The 15,109-nt window shown below is 37.6% G+C and carries 18 protein-coding genes; 8 read left to right on the top strand and 10 right to left on the bottom strand.

The genetic code is table 11. The features are described from left to right. Positions 1 to 15: 15 nt before the first annotated feature. Positions 16 to 636, bottom strand: coding sequence for a J domain-containing protein (locus V5N68_RS00090; RefSeq protein WP_332065159.1), 621 nt, complete (start codon positions 634 to 636; stop codon positions 16 to 18). 122 nt (positions 637 to 758) lie between these two features. Here V5N68_RS00090 and V5N68_RS00085 point away from each other — a divergent pair, with 122 nt between their 5' ends. Continuing rightward, positions 759 to 1,037, top strand: coding sequence for a BolA family protein (locus V5N68_RS00085; RefSeq protein ID WP_332065157.1), 279 nt, complete (start codon positions 759 to 761; stop codon positions 1,035 to 1,037). 23 nt (positions 1,038 to 1,060) lie between these two features. Here the strand turns inward: V5N68_RS00085 and V5N68_RS00080 are convergent, their stop codons facing one another. Together V5N68_RS00080 and V5N68_RS00075 are read right to left on the bottom strand one after the other, a co-directional pair. Further along, the gene (locus tag V5N68_RS00080) at positions 1,061 to 2,029 is read right to left on the bottom strand and encodes a tyrosine recombinase XerC (protein WP_332065155.1); all 969 of its coding nucleotides are present in this window, start codon (positions 2,027 to 2,029) and stop codon (positions 1,061 to 1,063) included. Between the two features lie 2 nt (positions 2,030 to 2,031). Beyond that, the gene (locus tag V5N68_RS00075; RefSeq protein WP_332065152.1) at positions 2,032 to 2,853 is read right to left on the bottom strand and encodes a SapC family protein; all 822 of its coding nucleotides are present in this window, start codon (positions 2,851 to 2,853) and stop codon (positions 2,032 to 2,034) included. Positions 2,854 to 2,998: 145 nt separating this feature from the next. Between V5N68_RS00075 and rimM the strand changes: the two genes are divergently transcribed. The 7 genes from rimM to V5N68_RS00040 all read left to right on the top strand — a co-directional run bounded on the left by rimM (position 2,999) and on the right by V5N68_RS00040 (position 8,832). After that, entirely contained in the window at positions 2,999 to 3,535 is a 537-nt protein-coding gene (rimM, locus tag V5N68_RS00070; RefSeq protein ID WP_332065149.1) for a ribosome maturation factor RimM, read from the top strand. A 72-nt stretch (positions 3,536 to 3,607) separates the two neighbouring features. Next, positions 3,608 to 4,303, top strand: coding sequence for a tRNA (guanosine(37)-N1)-methyltransferase TrmD (trmD, locus tag V5N68_RS00065; protein WP_442879678.1), 696 nt, complete (start codon positions 3,608 to 3,610; stop codon positions 4,301 to 4,303). Positions 4,304 to 4,518: 215 nt separating this feature from the next. After that, complete coding sequence (gene rplS / locus V5N68_RS00060) at positions 4,519 to 4,950, top strand: 50S ribosomal protein L19 (RefSeq protein WP_332065145.1); 432 nt, start codon at positions 4,519 to 4,521, stop codon at positions 4,948 to 4,950. Between the two features lie 423 nt (positions 4,951 to 5,373). Next, positions 5,374 to 5,775 carry a succinate dehydrogenase, cytochrome b556 subunit gene (gene sdhC / locus V5N68_RS00055; protein WP_332065143.1) on the top strand — a complete coding sequence of 134 codons (402 nt, stop codon included), beginning with the start codon at positions 5,374 to 5,376 and terminating at the stop codon, positions 5,773 to 5,775. Between the two features lie 23 nt (positions 5,776 to 5,798). Next, a complete protein-coding gene (sdhD, locus tag V5N68_RS00050; RefSeq protein ID WP_332065140.1) occupies positions 5,799 to 6,188 on the top strand; it encodes a succinate dehydrogenase, hydrophobic membrane anchor protein in 390 nt (129 codons plus the stop codon). Between the two features lie 5 nt (positions 6,189 to 6,193). Next, entirely contained in the window at positions 6,194 to 8,038 is a 1,845-nt protein-coding gene (gene sdhA / locus V5N68_RS00045; RefSeq protein ID WP_332065138.1) for a succinate dehydrogenase flavoprotein subunit, read from the top strand. Between the two features lie 14 nt (positions 8,039 to 8,052). Then, on the top strand, positions 8,053 to 8,832 hold the full coding sequence (locus V5N68_RS00040; protein WP_332065136.1) for a succinate dehydrogenase iron-sulfur subunit: 780 nt from the start codon (positions 8,053 to 8,055) through the stop codon (positions 8,830 to 8,832). A 575-nt stretch (positions 8,833 to 9,407) separates the two neighbouring features. Here V5N68_RS00040 and virB11 read toward each other — a convergent pair. From virB11 to V5N68_RS00005, 7 genes are all read right to left on the bottom strand, one after another. Next, positions 9,408 to 10,469 carry a P-type DNA transfer ATPase VirB11 gene (gene virB11 / locus V5N68_RS00035; RefSeq protein ID WP_332065134.1) on the bottom strand — a complete coding sequence of 354 codons (1,062 nt, stop codon included), beginning with the start codon at positions 10,467 to 10,469 and terminating at the stop codon, positions 9,408 to 9,410. After that, positions 10,444 to 11,625 carry a type IV secretion system protein VirB10 gene (gene virB10 / locus V5N68_RS00030; RefSeq protein WP_332065132.1) on the bottom strand — a complete coding sequence of 394 codons (1,182 nt, stop codon included), beginning with the start codon at positions 11,623 to 11,625 and terminating at the stop codon, positions 10,444 to 10,446. Before virB10 ends, virB11 begins: the two co-directional genes overlap by 26 nt. After that, a complete protein-coding gene (gene virB9, locus V5N68_RS00025) occupies positions 11,625 to 12,422 on the bottom strand; it encodes a P-type conjugative transfer protein VirB9 (protein ID WP_332065131.1) in 798 nt (265 codons plus the stop codon). Before virB9 ends, virB10 begins: the two co-directional genes overlap by 1 nt. Before the next feature lie 13 nt (positions 12,423 to 12,435). After that, positions 12,436 to 13,134, bottom strand: a complete 699-nt coding sequence (locus V5N68_RS00020) for a VirB8 family type IV secretion system protein (protein ID WP_332065129.1) — start codon at positions 13,132 to 13,134, stop codon at positions 12,436 to 12,438. 8 nt (positions 13,135 to 13,142) lie between these two features. After that, positions 13,143 to 13,277 carry a TrwH protein gene (locus V5N68_RS00015; RefSeq protein ID WP_332065127.1) on the bottom strand — a complete coding sequence of 45 codons (135 nt, stop codon included), beginning with the start codon at positions 13,275 to 13,277 and terminating at the stop codon, positions 13,143 to 13,145. Between the two features lie 297 nt (positions 13,278 to 13,574). Then, positions 13,575 to 14,381 carry a TrbJ/VirB5 family protein gene (locus tag V5N68_RS00010; protein WP_332065125.1) on the bottom strand — a complete coding sequence of 269 codons (807 nt, stop codon included), beginning with the start codon at positions 14,379 to 14,381 and terminating at the stop codon, positions 13,575 to 13,577. A 324-nt stretch (positions 14,382 to 14,705) separates the two neighbouring features. Continuing rightward, the coding region (locus V5N68_RS00005; protein WP_332065123.1) for a type IV secretion system protein at positions 14,706 to 15,109 on the bottom strand (404 nt) is incomplete at its 5' end.

The following is a 15,109-nucleotide window of genomic DNA, read 5'->3' as shown; positions in this document are numbered from 1 at the left end:
TCTTAAGTCGTTAAGTTAGCACAAACCAGATTTTTTTAGCAAATTATAGGCGTTCAATACATCGCGAAAGCGTTCTTCTGAAGATCGATTACCACCGTTGGTATCTGGATGGTGTCTTTTGACTAATTCTTTGTATTTTGTTTTGATATCTTCAGCTGAGGCATTTGCTTTTAGCCCTAATGTATCAAAAGCTTTCGCTTCTAATGGTTTCAATTTTCTTGAAAAATTATTGGATGAATGACGTTCGGTAAATAAGGTGAATGGATCACGCATGCGATTTTGATAGGCAGCTGTTCCAGAACGAATTTTTGCATAGTTAGCAGCTGTTTTTTTCGATACGCCATTGCTAAGATCAGTAGGCCATGTAGGACGATGTCCAGTAAGCGCATCCTTTTGAAATTTTGCGATATCCTTATCGCTACTGTTAGAGAAGTAATCAAAGTTTTTATTATAAGCGCGCACGTGATCAAGACAAAAATACAGATATTGTCCTTCGTAATTTCTGCCTGCTGGTGCTTTGTAAAGGCCAGCCTTTTCACAACCCTCCCATTGGCACTGTTTTTTTTGTGCTTCAATAGGTTTCTTCTTATTAGAGCTGATTCGGATTGAATCGAATAATTTAGATGTTATTGCCATATACCCGATTTATGCAAAATTGATTGATTTGACAAGAATTGACTTTTGAAAAATTTATTTTCACATTGATTCAGTAATGGGAAAGACTCAATTTCTTCTGTTTATTTGATAAAGGACCAAAAATGTCTACTGCAATTCAAACGACAATTATAATGAAGCTCCAGGATGCTTTTTGTCCGCAGAAACTTGAAGTGATTAATGAAAGTCATCTTCATTCTGGACATGTTCATGGAGAATATGCCTTTGATGGTAAAGGGGAAACACATTTTCGAATCAAAATTTTATCTTCTTCTTTTTCAGGTATGACACGGGTGGAGATACATCGGGCTATTTATAAAGTTTTACAGAAAGAGCTAGAAACACGTGTTCATGCTTTAGCAATCGAAGTTGAGTCTGTTTAACGTATTCTAGTTTAAAGAATTCATCAAGCACGGGGATGTGCTTTTTTATAAACTTCTAGCAAGCGTTCTGTGTCAATATGGGTATAAACCTGTGTGGTAGATAAACAAGCGTGGCCAAGGAGTTCCTGAATAGTGCGCAAATCTCCTCCACGTGTTAAAAGATGTGTAGCAAAAGAATGACGTAGTGTGTGAGGTGTGGCGGTTGCCGGCAAATCGAGTTTTGCACGCAAGTTTCGAACGGTTCGTTGAATAATTTCTGGTTGTAAAACACCACCTCGAACACCACGAAACATTGGTTGATTATCCATTAAAGGGTATGGACAGCATTTGAGGTAATTGTGTACTGCTTCGCAAACGACTTTTATGAGGGGAATAATGCGTGTTTTTCCACCTTTCCCAGTTACAAATAAACTTATACTGTTCGGGTCAGAAAATTGTTTTGGCGTGAGTGCTAGAGCTTCTGATATTCGCATTCCACAACCATACAGAAGCATTAAGACAGCAGTATTGCGAGCAATGACCCATGGCTCATTTTCCTGCTGACTATCTTTTTTGACTACATGCAGTGCCGATTTAATAGTCAGAGGTTTTGGTAAAGATTTTGGGTGTTTGGGAGCTCGAATAAGTTTAGAGGCAGGGATGCTGATAACACCTTCACGTGATAAGTAGTTAAAGAAAGAGCGCAAGCCTGCCATGTTTCTGCTTAAAGAGCGAGAGCTTATATTGTGTGTACGGCGATAAGCCAGATAAGCACGTAAGTCAATAACCCGCAAATTAGCAAGGTCATTAAATGTTGGTTTGTGCCCAAAATGTTGGCAGAGAAAAAACAAAAATTGCCTCGTATCCCGCTCATAAGCTTGCGCTGTTTGTACAGATAAACGACGTGTTTGTACAAGATTGTCCAACCAGCTTTTCCTCATGGATAAAACAGCGTGATCTGCTGGGATCAAAGAAGTATTTTTGTTCTTTCTACTATCATTTTGTGTGGACATTTTTAGTTAAGAGTTTCTTTCTTTTTAGATGTCTCATTATCAACATTATCGCTCTTTTTTTGAGACTGTTCCTCTTGCTTTTGAATGCGATTTTCATTTTTTAGAGAGAGTATTTTTAAAAGATTGTTCATTGACATGAGGTGTGCAAAAATTTTTCCTAAAAAGCCATTCTTATGGAGTTTTGAAAGCTGATGAGAAGATAATTTATTAAGTTTTTCTTCATCAACAATCCAAAAATCTTCTAACTGTGCTGAAAGACCTTTATCATTTTTGACATTAATTGATTTTTGGCTCAACAAATCCATTTCCACAAGAGTATTGAGAAATTCAGAGGTTTTATCCATAGCGACTTTAAAGCTTTCAAGAAAATGAATACGCTCTTCCATAAAGGGAGAGATAGAGCCATCTGAATTAAAAAGCTCTGTGCCTGTAACTTCATTAAACATGCCTGATTTTTGATCAAAGCAAACAGAAAGTTCTTTTTCATTTGGAATTTGTGCAAGAACGAAAGGATAGCGACGTACAAAAGCCGGGACATAAGTATTTTGTTTCCAATTTTCATTGGAGACAATATAGTCATTTTCATCATTAGAAAGGCCCACAAGAGCGGCAGATGTATAATGCCGTTTCTCATTTTCATCCGTTGCCGACATAAATAAGATTGGATAATCTAAAGCAGCTTGAAAATATTCACTAATTGCTAAAGGAATCCAGTGAGTATCTTTTGCAAAAGACATGTTATCAGGGGGAGAAAATCTTAGATTTTTATGGGTAATCTTGTTTATTGGGGTTACATCTTTGTAAAAAAGCATAATATTTGCCATAATGTTTCTCCTTTTTATTAATTTGTTTTGTTACCAAAATAAGGTCTTTGAGGAAGGTTGTTGATATGGCAACAAGATCTAATAAACAGTTACAATTTAATAAACAGTTACAAGATTTAAATCCATTTTAAAAGATAGTTCTCACATGGAAGATAATAGAAAAAAGCTTAAAAATAAAGTCTATCTTGCTGTTATTGGTCCAGCACATGGTATAAAGGGGCACGTTTTGGTTAAAACGCTAGGTGATGAACCGTGTCGCTTGAAAAATTATGGAACCCTTTATGATGATACAGGACATTTTTATGAGATTGCAAGTCTTCGGGTGCAGCAAAATAAAAATGGAGCGATTGTGCGCTTTCAAGGAATTGAAGACCGTGGTGCTGCTGAGGCCTTAAGAGGAGTCCGTCTCTATATTGAGCGTGATCAATTGGTTGATGATTTAGCTGAGGATGAATTTTATCAAATAGATTTAATTGGGCTTCGTGTTCAAGATTGTAAAGGCCAAACTTTGGGTGAGGTAAGCGGTTTTTTAAATTTCGGGGCTGGTGATTTGCTTGAAGTGCGCTTAAACACGCGTAAAACAGTGCTCATTCCATTTAGTAAGGCAGCGGTGCCGGAGATTTGTACTGCTTCTGGTTTTCTTGTTGTTGATTCTTTGGCAGCTGGTTTAAGTGATGGATAATAGAGTGATGGTAGGAAATGAGCCGATTCTCAAAATTAAGGTGCTTCCTAAATTATGAAAGATATAAAAGTAATGTTTCAAGCACGTGTGTTAACACTTTATCCCGAAATGTTTCCTGGATTTTTAGGGTATTCTTTAGCAAAGCAAGCTTTAGAGCGTAGAATATGGTCTCTGGAGACAGTACAGATTCGAGATTTTGCTTTAGATAAACACCGTAGTGTTGATGGTACACCAGCTGGTGGTGGTGCAGGTATGGTGATGCGTGCAGATATATTAGCTGCTGCACTTGATAGTTGTCCACATGATTCGCCAAGATTACTAATGAGTCCGCGTGGGCGTCCTTTTAATCAAACATATGCACGTTCTTTGGCCCGTGGTTCAGGAGTGACGTTAATTTGTGGGCGTTTTGAAGGGGTCGATGAGCGAATAATAGAAGCAAGGGAATTGGAAGAAGTGTCTATTGGTGATTATGTTCTTTCAGGTGGAGAAACAGCCGCATTGGTTCTTTTGGATGTTATTGTGCGTCTTTTGCCTGGAGTTATGGGCAATGAGGCTTCTGGAGCATGCGAAAGTTTTGAAAATGGGTTACTTGAGTATCCTCAATATACGCGCCCGGCCGTTTTTGAAGGGCGTGCTATTCCACCCGTGTTAATTTCGGGTCATCATAAAGATATTGCGGAGTGGCGTCAAAAACAGGCAGAATTGTTAACATATCAACGTCGACCTGATCTTTATGCTCTTTACGATAAAAATCGTCGGAAAACTTGATTTATTTTGCAAGATGTTGTATTGCACGGCTCAATTCCTGGAGAATTTTCTTGTAAAGGGCTTTTGTAAATCCAAATTAAAATTAATGGATGGTGTATTCGCTCCTGTATAACATAGTCTAAAGAGCTTTTTCTATTGATAGAAATTTATAGAAATGCTTTTGTGGCAAGAGTTGAGCGCTCTGACTGTTCGAGAAGAACATGAAGGATAAAAAAATGAATGTTATTGCCCAGCTTGAAGCTGAACAATGTGCAAAAATTGAAGAAAAGCGTCAGTTACCAGCGTTTCAGGCAGGAGATACAGTGCGTGTTATGGTGCGTGTAACTGAAGGTACACGAACACGTGTGCAAGCTTATGAAGGTGTTTGTATTGCACGTTCAGGAGGTGGTTTAAATGAGACTTTTACAGTACGCAAAATTTCTTATGGTGAAGGTGTAGAACGTGTGTTTCCATTTTATTCTCCTCTGATTGAAGGGGTTGAACTTGTACGTCGTGGTAAAGTTCGTAGGGCAAAGCTTTATTATCTTCGTGCTTTAAGAGGTAAGGCTGCACGTATCACTGAAAAAAGAGATTATAGAAAAAAAGGTGCAAAGATTGTGGAAAAAACATCTGCTGTATCAGATGGAACACATCAAACTGCTGAATAAGAATCATTATTGCTAATTTTTACGAGAAAGCGACTTTTATGTCGCTTTTTTGTGTTGTAAATTTAGTATATGTTGTATGGCTAAGGAGTGATTTTGGTGTTTATATTCCAGAGGCTACAAGTCATCGATATTGACAAGCAAGGTTGAGTGCAATGGAAAGATGCTGGTTTATATTTAATAAATGGTGTTAGATCTTTGACGTGAAGAGAAAATTATATTAAGTAAAGTTAGTTTTATGATTTTTTTTGTAAAACAATCGGTTTTTTTCTGCGCGACCTTTAATCCGTTATTTGAGACAACCGACCTGTAGCTATTGGTCATTTAGGTGCCAAATAAGTAAAAACGATAATGCATTTGATCGTTTTGTGCGAATCTTCTCGTTCATGACGAAGTTGCAGTAAAAGTTCAGGTCAGGATATTTTTATGACAAAGACAGCTAGGATAAAAGAGCGCCCTCGTGCCCCCCATTTGACTATTTACCGTTGGTCTATCACTATGGCGATGTCAATTGCGCACCGTATCACAGGGGTAGCTCTTTATTTTGGAATAATACTCCTTGCTATTTGGTTAACATCAGTGGCTTGTGGCGATGAGGCATTTAAAATGATTAATGGAATTTATGGTTCTATGCCTGGACTTTGTATTTTGTTTTTCTATACGCTTGTTGGAGTTCATCATATGGTTGGCAGTATTCGTCACATTGTTTGGGATATAAAGCCTTGTCTTTTGATGAAGGAAAAGGCGACATTAACAGCTTGGGCGACAGTTTTTATTTCTTTTATCGTTACTATTATAATTTGGATTATTGGATATAGCGTTGTTTAAGTGTGGGGGGGGTATAGAGAGGTATGAAAGAAGATTTTAGGACAGAGCTTGCAAAAGCACGTGGGCTTGGGAGCGCGCATGGCGGAACAGAGCATTTTTGGTTAGAGCGCTTGATAAGTTTTATTAATTTGCCATTTTTGATATTTTTTATCGTTCTTATTCTCTCCCTCGTTGGAAAAGATTATAGTGTTGTGCATGCGCGGCTTTCGCATCCTGCTGTTGCTGTTGTTATGATGTTAATGACCGTGTCCTTGCTCTATTATATGAAACTTGGAATGCAGGTTGTTATTGAAGATTATATTCCGCATGAAACTCTACGAATGTTATTTTTTGCGTTGAATATTTTATTTTGTTTTCTTTTGGGTGGTATAATTATTTTTGCTCTTTTGAAGATTGCGTTATTAGGGGGTTAAAGACTATGATGGGCACAGGATCATCTCTGAGTGCGAGAGCAGGTAACGCTTCTTATCAATATGTTGATCATAGGTTTGATGTTGTTGTTGTGGGCGCTGGTGGTGCGGGTTTGCGTGCAACGCTTGGTATGGCTGAACAGGGGCTAAAAACAGCGTGTATCACAAAGGTTTTTCCAACAAGGTCACACACAGTTGCTGCTCAGGGTGGTATTGCAGCATCGTTATCTAATATGGGGCCGGATAATTGGCAATGGCACCTGTATGATACAGTAAAAGGGTCTGATTGGTTAGGTGATACTGATGCGATGGAATATTTGGTGCGTAATGCGCCTGCTGCTGTATATGAGCTGGAGCATTATGGGGTTCCTTTTTCGCGTACACAGGACGGAAAAATTTATCAAAGACCTTTTGGAGGGCATACAACAGAGTTTGGAGAAGGACCTCCAGTTCAACGTACTTGTGCTGCGGCGGATCGTACTGGGCATGCAATTTTACATACGCTTTATGGGCAGAGCTTAAAACATAATGCACAGTTTTTTGTTGAGTATTTTGCACTTGATTTAATTATGACTGATGGTGTGTGCACGGGCGTTGTGGCATGGAATCTTGATGATGGAACAATTCATCGTTTTTCTGCTAAAATGGTTGTTCTTGCAACGGGTGGATATGGACGTGCGTATTTTTCTGCAACATCAGCTCATACGTGTACAGGTGATGGCGGTGGAATGATTGCTCGTGCTAAATTACCACTTCAAGATATGGAGTTTGTTCAATTCCATCCTACAGGTATTTACGGTTCTGGCTGCTTAATTACAGAAGGAGCGCGAGGTGAAGGTGGATATTTGATTAACTCTGAGGGAGAGAGATTTATGGAGCGTTATGCTCCTTCTTTTAAGGATTTAGCGTCGCGTGATTTGGTTTCTCGTTGTATTACGCTTGAAATTCGCGAAGGGCGCGGGGTTGGTCCAAGAAAAGATCATATTCATTTAGTGCTTAACCATATTGATCCTGCTATATTGCATGAACGTTTGCCAGGGATATCTGAATCGGCGCGGATTTTTGCAGGTGTTGATGTGACAAAAGAGCCTATTCCTGTTCTTCCAACTGTCCATTACAATATGGGTGGTATTCCTACTAATTATTATGGGGAGGTTTTAAACCCAACTGCTGATTCACCTGATTCTATTCAACCAGGCTTGATGGCCGTAGGGGAGGCGGGATGTGCTTCTGTTCATGGTGCTAATCGCTTAGGATCAAATTCATTGATTGATCTTGTCGTTTTTGGGCGTGCAGCTGCGATTCGTGCAGGTGAAGTGATTAACCGCGATGCAGAAATTCCGCCTATTAACGAAGAAGCTGTTGATGAGATTATAGCACGTTTTGATCGTTTACGTTTTGCTCAAGGAGGAACGCCAACAGCCGTATTGCGTGAAAAAATGCAACGTACTATGCAGGAGGATGCAGCTGTATTCCGCACAGAAGATTCTTTACAACAAGGATGTCAGAGGATAAGTAAAATCTGGGATGAGTTGTCTGATCTCAAAGTAACAGACCGTTCATTGATATGGAATTCTGATTTGGTTGAAACATTAGAGCTTGAGAATCTGATGGTTAATGCAATTATGACCGTTTATTCAGCAGAAGCTCGTTTAGAGAGCCGGGGAGCTCATGCGCGTGAGGATTATCCAGAGCGGGATGATAAAAATTGGCGTCATCATACGGTTTCACGTTTGTCAAAAGACGGCAAAGTAACATTATCATATCGGCCAGTTCATATTGATCCTTTAACATCTGAAGCCGATGGTGGTATAGATTTAAAGCGCATTGCTCCTAAAAAACGCGTTTATTAAGGGGAGAATAAATTATGGTACAAATTAGACTTCCCAAAAATTCTCAAGTAAAAGTTGGGAAAGTTTGGCCTAAGCCTGAAGGTGCTACGCAGTTAACAGAATTTCATGTTTATCGTTGGTCGCCTGATGATGAAGAAAACCCTCATCTTGATACGTATTATGTAGATCGTTCAGCTTGTGGCCCTATGATCCTTGATGGACTTTTGTTTATAAAAAATCATATTGATCCGACATTGACACTTCGGAGGTCATGTCGTGAAGGGATTTGTGGTTCGTGTGCCATGAATATTGATGGGACTAATACGCTAGCTTGCACAAAAGGGATGGATGATGTGCAGCATCCCATTAAGGTTTATCCTCTTCCTTCTATGCCCGTTGTTAAGGATTTAGTTCCTGATTTAAAGCATTTTTATGCACAGCATCGTATCATTGAGCCTTGGTTACAGACTGTTTCACCTGAGCCTGCAAAAGAATGGTTACAAAGTTATTCCGATCGTCAGAAAATTGATGGGCTTTATGAATGTATTTTATGTGCGTGCTGCCAGACATCATGTCCGAGCTATTGGTGGAATGGTGATCGTTATTTAGGGCCAGCCATCTTGCTCCAAGCTTATCGCTGGATCGCTGATTCACGTGATGAGATGTGCGGTGAACGTCTTGATAATCTAGAAGATCCTTTTAGACTTTATCGATGTCATACCATTATGAATTGTGCACAAACTTGTCCAAAAGGTTTAAATCCGGCTAAAGCTATTGCTGAAATTAAAAAGCTTATGGTTGAGCGTCGTTTATAAAATAAGGTTAAAGAAGAGAAAAGCTGTAAATCATTTATTTTATTATGCATGCTTTTTATTTCTTAGAGCCTTATTCAGAGTTCGATTTATAAAGCTTATTGGTTGTTTATAAAGCGTTGATAAGATAATTTTTAGCTTCAATATTCAATAGATGAGTGGGATGAAAACTTTAATCTTTATTGGGGGAAAGAAGTTGTCGTGGTGGGAAAGTAGTCTCAATTATCATAAAAAAATTACACTATTTGTTAGCATAGTTGAGTAGATTTTGATTTTTTATTTTTTACTTGTACGGCACTACTCATACTATAAAGTAAGAAATTTCTGTTGTGCTCAGGCTGCCGTTTTTATTTGTTTTTCTTAAAAATAATTCTGTAAGGGGTTTATTAGAGAGTGAAGCGCGAAAGAAATGAAAATTTCTGTATGTTATTTGATCTCTTTGTCGCGATGAATTATTTAGTTCATCTTTCTGGGAGAGGTGGAATAAGAAATTATGTTTCAAAATCAACAAAATAAAAAAAGCCGTATAAAATTATCACGGCTTTCTATAATCTCATTTATTATTGGAGGATTTTAGCTTAAGCTATTTTAGATTTAGAAAAAATCGGATCGTAAAAAACTTCAGAAAGTTTCCGATCTTTAAAGAACAACACTACATCAACTGTTGTATAGAGAACTAGCTTTATCATGTCTATATCGAGTTGACGCCCAATTTCCGATCTTTTAATGAGCGTTGCACACCGCTCAAATGTTTGTAGAGCATTATTGGCATGGGTTGTTGTAATTGATCCAGGATGTCCAGTATTAAGTGAATTAAGATATTCCCAAGCTTCATTACCACGCAACTCGGCGAGAAAGATACGGTCAGGTGATTGACGCATACATGCATCCAAACATTCATCAACTGTAGCACGGTCCGTACTATTACCGTAAAGCATATGCACATGGTTAGGGTGATTTGGTAAAAAAAGCTCATGAACATCTTCGATTGTAATAATACGCTCATCTACAGGAACCTTTTCTATTAAAGAGCGGGCAAAAGTTGTTTTCCCTGATCCTGTTTTTCCTGCAATAATGATGTTGCGCTTATAAAGTACACATTTTTCTAAAAAATCAATAATTTTGCGGTCTCGTTTGAATTTCAATAATTGAACTTCAAAGGGTTCTAATCGTGTAAAATCCTGTTTTAATAAATAGTTATTTGCCTCTTTTTCTGAAGGTTTGTTAAAACTCATATCTAAAAAATTATCAAAAGTACCCTCATTTTCAAGCTCTTCGAGTGTTTTAACTGTGAGAGAGTGCTTACGAATCATAAATGATAATGTACCATCGATAACGGCTGGAGCTTGTACAATTGTACCGCGCTGTCCTCCAGGTAACAGTACATAATTTATACTTTTTGGAATCATACCATTATAGACAATTATAGCGGTAATAAGGGTTTGCAAAAAAGAGGTTGTTAACTCTGGGGCATTATGTACTTGCCAACCCTCAAAACTCTTTGTCCATACTTCGCAGGGACGGCAAATGGATAACTCAGTAATTCGGGGATCTTCTAAGAAACGATCAAGTGGTTGTAAAAGTTGTGCAACCGCTTGATCTTTCTGTACTTGATTAGCGTGTAACGAGACTGTAGACATCGCTAAAATCCAAATCCCGAGCAATCAAAATATTTATTCTTTCTCCTTGGTTTTTATATAGTGTTGGTACAATATTGATTGAATTTTGAATGACATCCATGACCACAGCTTCAGCTCCTTGTGAATTTTGTTGAGATTGCTGTTTTTCTTTTTCTTTTTCTTTTCGGCTGACTTTATCTCTCAACCATTCTCCGAAATTACTAATTATGCTAATCATGATTGCACCATTAAATCGTTCCCAAAAATGTTGATCAATCCAACCTCCTAGACCAGCTTCTCCAAGTGGACCAGTGCCAGGCGAGTCAAGATCTACAACAACACCAGAGGGTGTTTCAATACGTGACCACTGTACGAAAACCCGTGCTTGTCCTTGTTGTAATCCGCTTTGATAGAAACCAACAACTTTTGAACCACGATCTAGTAAAACAACTCGACCACTTGTAGAGTAAACATCACGAGTTAAATAACATGTTGTCATACCTGGCTGTGTTGTGATGATTTTAGTTTCCAATACACAATCTACTTGTGTTCCCTGTGTAATTAATAGGTCACGATTATGGAGTCGCCCTGCATATGATTGACTTAATCTTACGGGTTGTAATTTTTCTAATAACTCACCACCACTGCTGTCACGAGAAGGGCTGTTATTGTTTGAATAGCTTTCAGAACTTTCACTTCCTCCACCGTTGTTAAGGCCTGAATTTAACATACGTTCGCGAGCTAGTGCCTCGGAATCTTTAATTAATTGCTGTGGCATGGTTGTTTGAAGAAGTTGAGCTAAAGACGATGGAAGATTCCGTATTTGCTCTTCTAATTGAGCTTGTTTATCTGATTCTTCTACAGCATTAGTCTCTGTCACTTTTGGTTCCACTATGACTGGAGGAGTATAACTTGGTATAATTTGCTCAACTGTTTGTTGTTCTTCAACATTTTCTGAAGTATTACGCATTTTCAAAGCTTTCCAAGACAGTGCAGCTGGTACTGCTACTATGACAATAAGCCCTACTATTAACAATATGCGTGCACCGGGAATCGTTGGACGACGTTCGGAATCTAAATCGGACTGGCCATACGCCCCTTCAATATGATCTTGTCCAGTATGGTTTAAGTTTTCGCCTGTATTATTTAATCCATCCCCTTTCTTATCGCAGAACATTATTTATCTCCTTTATTAATACGACGAACCACTGATGATATTGTTCCGGTTGTATTGGGTATACCATTGGGATCATAAGATTCATTAAAGATAGCAAGAGCGCGTCTCCCCAATCGTACGATCCATTTGGGATTAACCTTATGAACAGCTATAATATTATTAGAATTTCCCACAACAGTGCGCGGTATTAGATTTTCGTTGCCTTCCGCATCCACTAAGTAAATCGAAGGCATATCCACATTAGCTGAAAACTTAAAGTATGTAATACGTCCGTTGTCCCAAGCATTTATAGGGGCAATATCTTTATGACCACTCATAGTGTAGTTAAGATTATAACCATTCATGTTTTTACGAAAACTGTGCTCAATGGCAGCTTGTTGATTCTCATCCTTTGATTTTTGAATATTTGAATCGGGATAAAGAAAAGCTAATTCATAGGTAGAACCAGCGCGATCATTGCGAAACTGTAGTCGAAATTTATAGCTGCGTTTATCAGTCACAACGATAAGATTAGTATTGGCAAGCTCAGCTTTAGGTTTAATAAAAATATGTCGTCCCTTATGAGCAAAAGCATAAGCGTCAGAATCACCAAAGGCATGCGTAATATAGCGTTCACCTTCTTCAAGAATGATATGCGTTGCTACGCCGAGAACTGTTTCAATTTGAACCACATCAGCGACGTTATAATTCACATAACGAATGCGATGATCATATTGTGAATTTGATGGAGTTTTAAGCGCCTGCACAGGCATCGTATAAAGCGAAGCCAGTAAGACAACAAACGCAAGTTTCTTCATAACAGTTAATTCCTCAATTATTCAAAACTATTTCTGGATCAGCGCGGTAACTTGTAACTTGGAAACCAAGGGGGTTAAGCAATCGATCAGATGATTTCATTGGCGCACCAACATAGGTGTATCCAATCGTTGCTATTTGGTCTTCTTTTTTTCCAGTTGAGCCATTACTGTCTTGTTGTTGCGTCGTAAAACGCACGGTTGCTTGCCCACGGCCATTTGGCTGAATTGAGCGAACCTTCACTGTAATGCGTGATCTGTTGGAAAGTACTTTATCGCGCGCATTTTCACCATCGTAAATTTTATAAAACTCTTGTTGAACTTTTGGTGCACTTAAAAGCGCCGTAGTATCGTAATTTAACTGGATAGTATCGTAGTCATAAGTTTCACGGTTGAGTACATATTGATTAAGCCAATATTTATCCACAACTTCACCATAACTGGTTTCATGATCGCGCATGATAGTAACAACATCAATTGCACCAGTACTATTATCAACGCGTAATACGAGAGGAGTGGGTGCTGGTTGATAAAAACCAATTACTCCGCATATCATACCTAGAAACCCCAAAATGCTAAAAGCACCTACTACTCTCCATGCTGTTCTGCGGGATTTCATAAATTCATTAATTAATTCACGTTCCAAACCTCGACTTTCTTCATAATAACTATTGAGTCTCTCGGCTTTTACTGGTTTAGCTTCTTTTTTCCTCATATCGCTCCTCACTGAATTTCCGCAGGTATTTCTTTATTAATAGGCACTCGATTCCAATTACTGGGTTGTTTTAACTTTGGAGCCGATGTGCAAGCCGACAAAAAAAGACTCACAATCAAAATTGTAAAAATGATATACTTCATTTTAACATTCCTCACTTAAAATATTTTTTATAATCTATATTTTTTTTATCATTATTTCAATTTTGATTTAAAATATATAAATATAATTTCCATTTTATTAAAACTCATTAATCAATCTCCCGCAGTAATGCCATCGAATACGCTAATGAATTCTGATTTTTTTTGCTTGTAATATGTTTTATATTTTTCTTATATTTATGCAATTTGATGCAAATATTTTTTTAAAATGTATCGGTTTATTCTTTTTACATATGAAAACCAATGACGCCGGTAGGACAGTTTTAGAAATGCTCACTGTCAATACCGTATCTTTGGCATTTCCATATTTTTACTATCAAGAATTTTCATGTTACGTTTGTATTTTTGCTGATTAATAAATGCTTGCTCTACATTGCGTAGATGTGCCGCCATTTGCAATTGTGTCGTCTCATTTTGACTCATCGCTAATTGAATTTTAAGACGGGTCTGCAACTCAGAAATACCTTTTAAATCGCTCGTTCCATCAATCTTTTTTAATAACCCTAAGATTTTTCCTGAACGATCCTCTATGTTTTCAGAAATTTTCAATCCTATAAATTTGTCGATAGCCGCTGCGTATTGGCTGCGATTATTGATAGATTGCCGTGTGGTTTCAAAATTTGATTTATTCTCAAACTCTTTAAATTTATTTTCAAACTCTCCAATTTTGGAAAGATCTTGGTTTGTTGAGTTTGCTGTTAGGAAATCATCTCTTTCGTAGGATAAATGTAATTTTTTAAGAAAAATATCTTCTGCATCCTGAATATCCTGAAGATTTTGAGGATTGCTAGCTATAGCACCATATATTTTTTCTAAGTGCTCGGATTGTTTTTTTATTTCTTCAGACTGTTTCTTTAACATTTCTACAAAAAATCTACTATTACTATTACTATTACTATCCCGTCCTCTTGGTGAGGTTTGCGCAACTCTTATAGGGGATTGTGGTAAACCTTGATGATTTTGGCGTGATTGTTCGTACGTGACGGTAATTTTGCTACCACCAGAGTTGCTAAATGGGATCGCATTTGCAAAACTTGGTGTCGTCAAAATTACATTTATTATCGCTGTAATAACTAACTTTTTCATGTTTCACTCTTTCCAGAATTTACATATTACAGGAGGATGAATTACATTTTCTCACTGATTTTTCGCATATCTGTTTTATTAATAGATGTCCGATTCCAATTGTTTGTGTGGTTTGGCTTTAGAATCGATGTGTAGGCTGACAATAAAATATTATTAATCAAAAATACAAAAATGATACACTTCGATTCTCAGTTTCAAATTGTTTATTCATCTAGCAATTTTTTATCATTGTTTCAATTTTGATTTTCAAAATGTATAATATTATTTTTTAATTATGATTGAATCTGCAGCAGACAGATCATTGATTACATCGCTGTATTTCAATTATTTAACTGTGCGGCTACTGCTGGAAACAGTGCTGCCTACAGCACTTAATCTCCATAGATATTCAAGTGTAATACCATTTGCTAAAGTATTTGCAATGCTTGATAATTTTAGCAACAGCACGATAGAAATAATAGATAAGGTGAAAGCTCCTCCAAGTGCATAGCTTATATTTTGTTGACCGTCAAAGCGGAGGTCATCCATGTAGTTTGTAAAAATAGTTAACATTACTTTAAATATAGTTGATAAGAGTACAATGAGAGTGATGTAACTCAATAATTGTGTTGCCCATCGTTCAAAAAAGCGGTGTGTTGTTTGCCAAAGCAAAGCAACAATAAAGAAAGGTCCAAGTGCAAATAGAAATGCAAGGGAAATTTTTGCCAACAGAATAAATGCACCACCAA

The organism is Bartonella eidoli, from assembly GCF_036576145.1.
In the GTDB taxonomy this organism is placed as follows: domain Bacteria; phylum Pseudomonadota; class Alphaproteobacteria; order Rhizobiales; family Rhizobiaceae; genus Bartonella.
Note: the sequence above shows the minus strand (reverse complement) of the source record. Positions and strands in the feature narration are given on the sequence as shown.

What these genes read in the sequence shown, in the direction of transcription:
- V5N68_RS00085 (WP_332065157.1), top strand. Translation starts at nt 759, where the DNA reads ATGTCTACTGCAATTCAAACGACAATTATAATGAAGCTCCAGGATGCT.
- V5N68_RS00010 (WP_332065125.1), bottom strand. Translation starts at nt 14,381, where the DNA reads ATGAAAAAGTTAGTTATTACAGCGATAATAAATGTAATTTTGACGACA.
- V5N68_RS00090 (WP_332065159.1), bottom strand. Translation starts at nt 636, where the DNA reads ATGGCAATAACATCTAAATTATTCGATTCAATCCGAATCAGCTCTAAT.
- sdhA (WP_332065138.1), top strand. Translation starts at nt 6,194, where the DNA reads ATGATGGGCACAGGATCATCTCTGAGTGCGAGAGCAGGTAACGCTTCT.
- V5N68_RS00040 (WP_332065136.1), top strand. Translation starts at nt 8,053, where the DNA reads ATGGTACAAATTAGACTTCCCAAAAATTCTCAAGTAAAAGTTGGGAAA.
- V5N68_RS00080 (WP_332065155.1), bottom strand. Translation starts at nt 2,029, where the DNA reads ATGTCCACACAAAATGATAGTAGAAAGAACAAAAATACTTCTTTGATC.
- trmD (WP_442879678.1), top strand. Translation starts at nt 3,608, where the DNA reads ATGTTTCAAGCACGTGTGTTAACACTTTATCCCGAAATGTTTCCTGGA.
- V5N68_RS00020 (WP_332065129.1), bottom strand. Translation starts at nt 13,134, where the DNA reads ATGAGGAAAAAAGAAGCTAAACCAGTAAAAGCCGAGAGACTCAATAGT.
- V5N68_RS00015 (WP_332065127.1), bottom strand. Translation starts at nt 13,277, where the DNA reads ATGAAGTATATCATTTTTACAATTTTGATTGTGAGTCTTTTTTTGTCG.
- virB11 (WP_332065134.1), bottom strand. Translation starts at nt 10,469, where the DNA reads ATGTCTACAGTCTCGTTACACGCTAATCAAGTACAGAAAGATCAAGCG.
- rimM (WP_332065149.1), top strand. Translation starts at nt 2,999, where the DNA reads ATGGAAGATAATAGAAAAAAGCTTAAAAATAAAGTCTATCTTGCTGTT.
- sdhC (WP_332065143.1), top strand. Translation starts at nt 5,374, where the DNA reads ATGACAAAGACAGCTAGGATAAAAGAGCGCCCTCGTGCCCCCCATTTG.
- sdhD (WP_332065140.1), top strand. Translation starts at nt 5,799, where the DNA reads ATGAAAGAAGATTTTAGGACAGAGCTTGCAAAAGCACGTGGGCTTGGG.
- virB10 (WP_332065132.1), bottom strand. Translation starts at nt 11,625, where the DNA reads ATGTTCTGCGATAAGAAAGGGGATGGATTAAATAATACAGGCGAAAAC.
- virB9 (WP_332065131.1), bottom strand. Translation starts at nt 12,422, where the DNA reads ATGAAGAAACTTGCGTTTGTTGTCTTACTGGCTTCGCTTTATACGATG.
- rplS (WP_332065145.1), top strand. Translation starts at nt 4,519, where the DNA reads ATGAATGTTATTGCCCAGCTTGAAGCTGAACAATGTGCAAAAATTGAA.
- V5N68_RS00075 (WP_332065152.1), bottom strand. Translation starts at nt 2,853, where the DNA reads ATGGCAAATATTATGCTTTTTTACAAAGATGTAACCCCAATAAACAAG.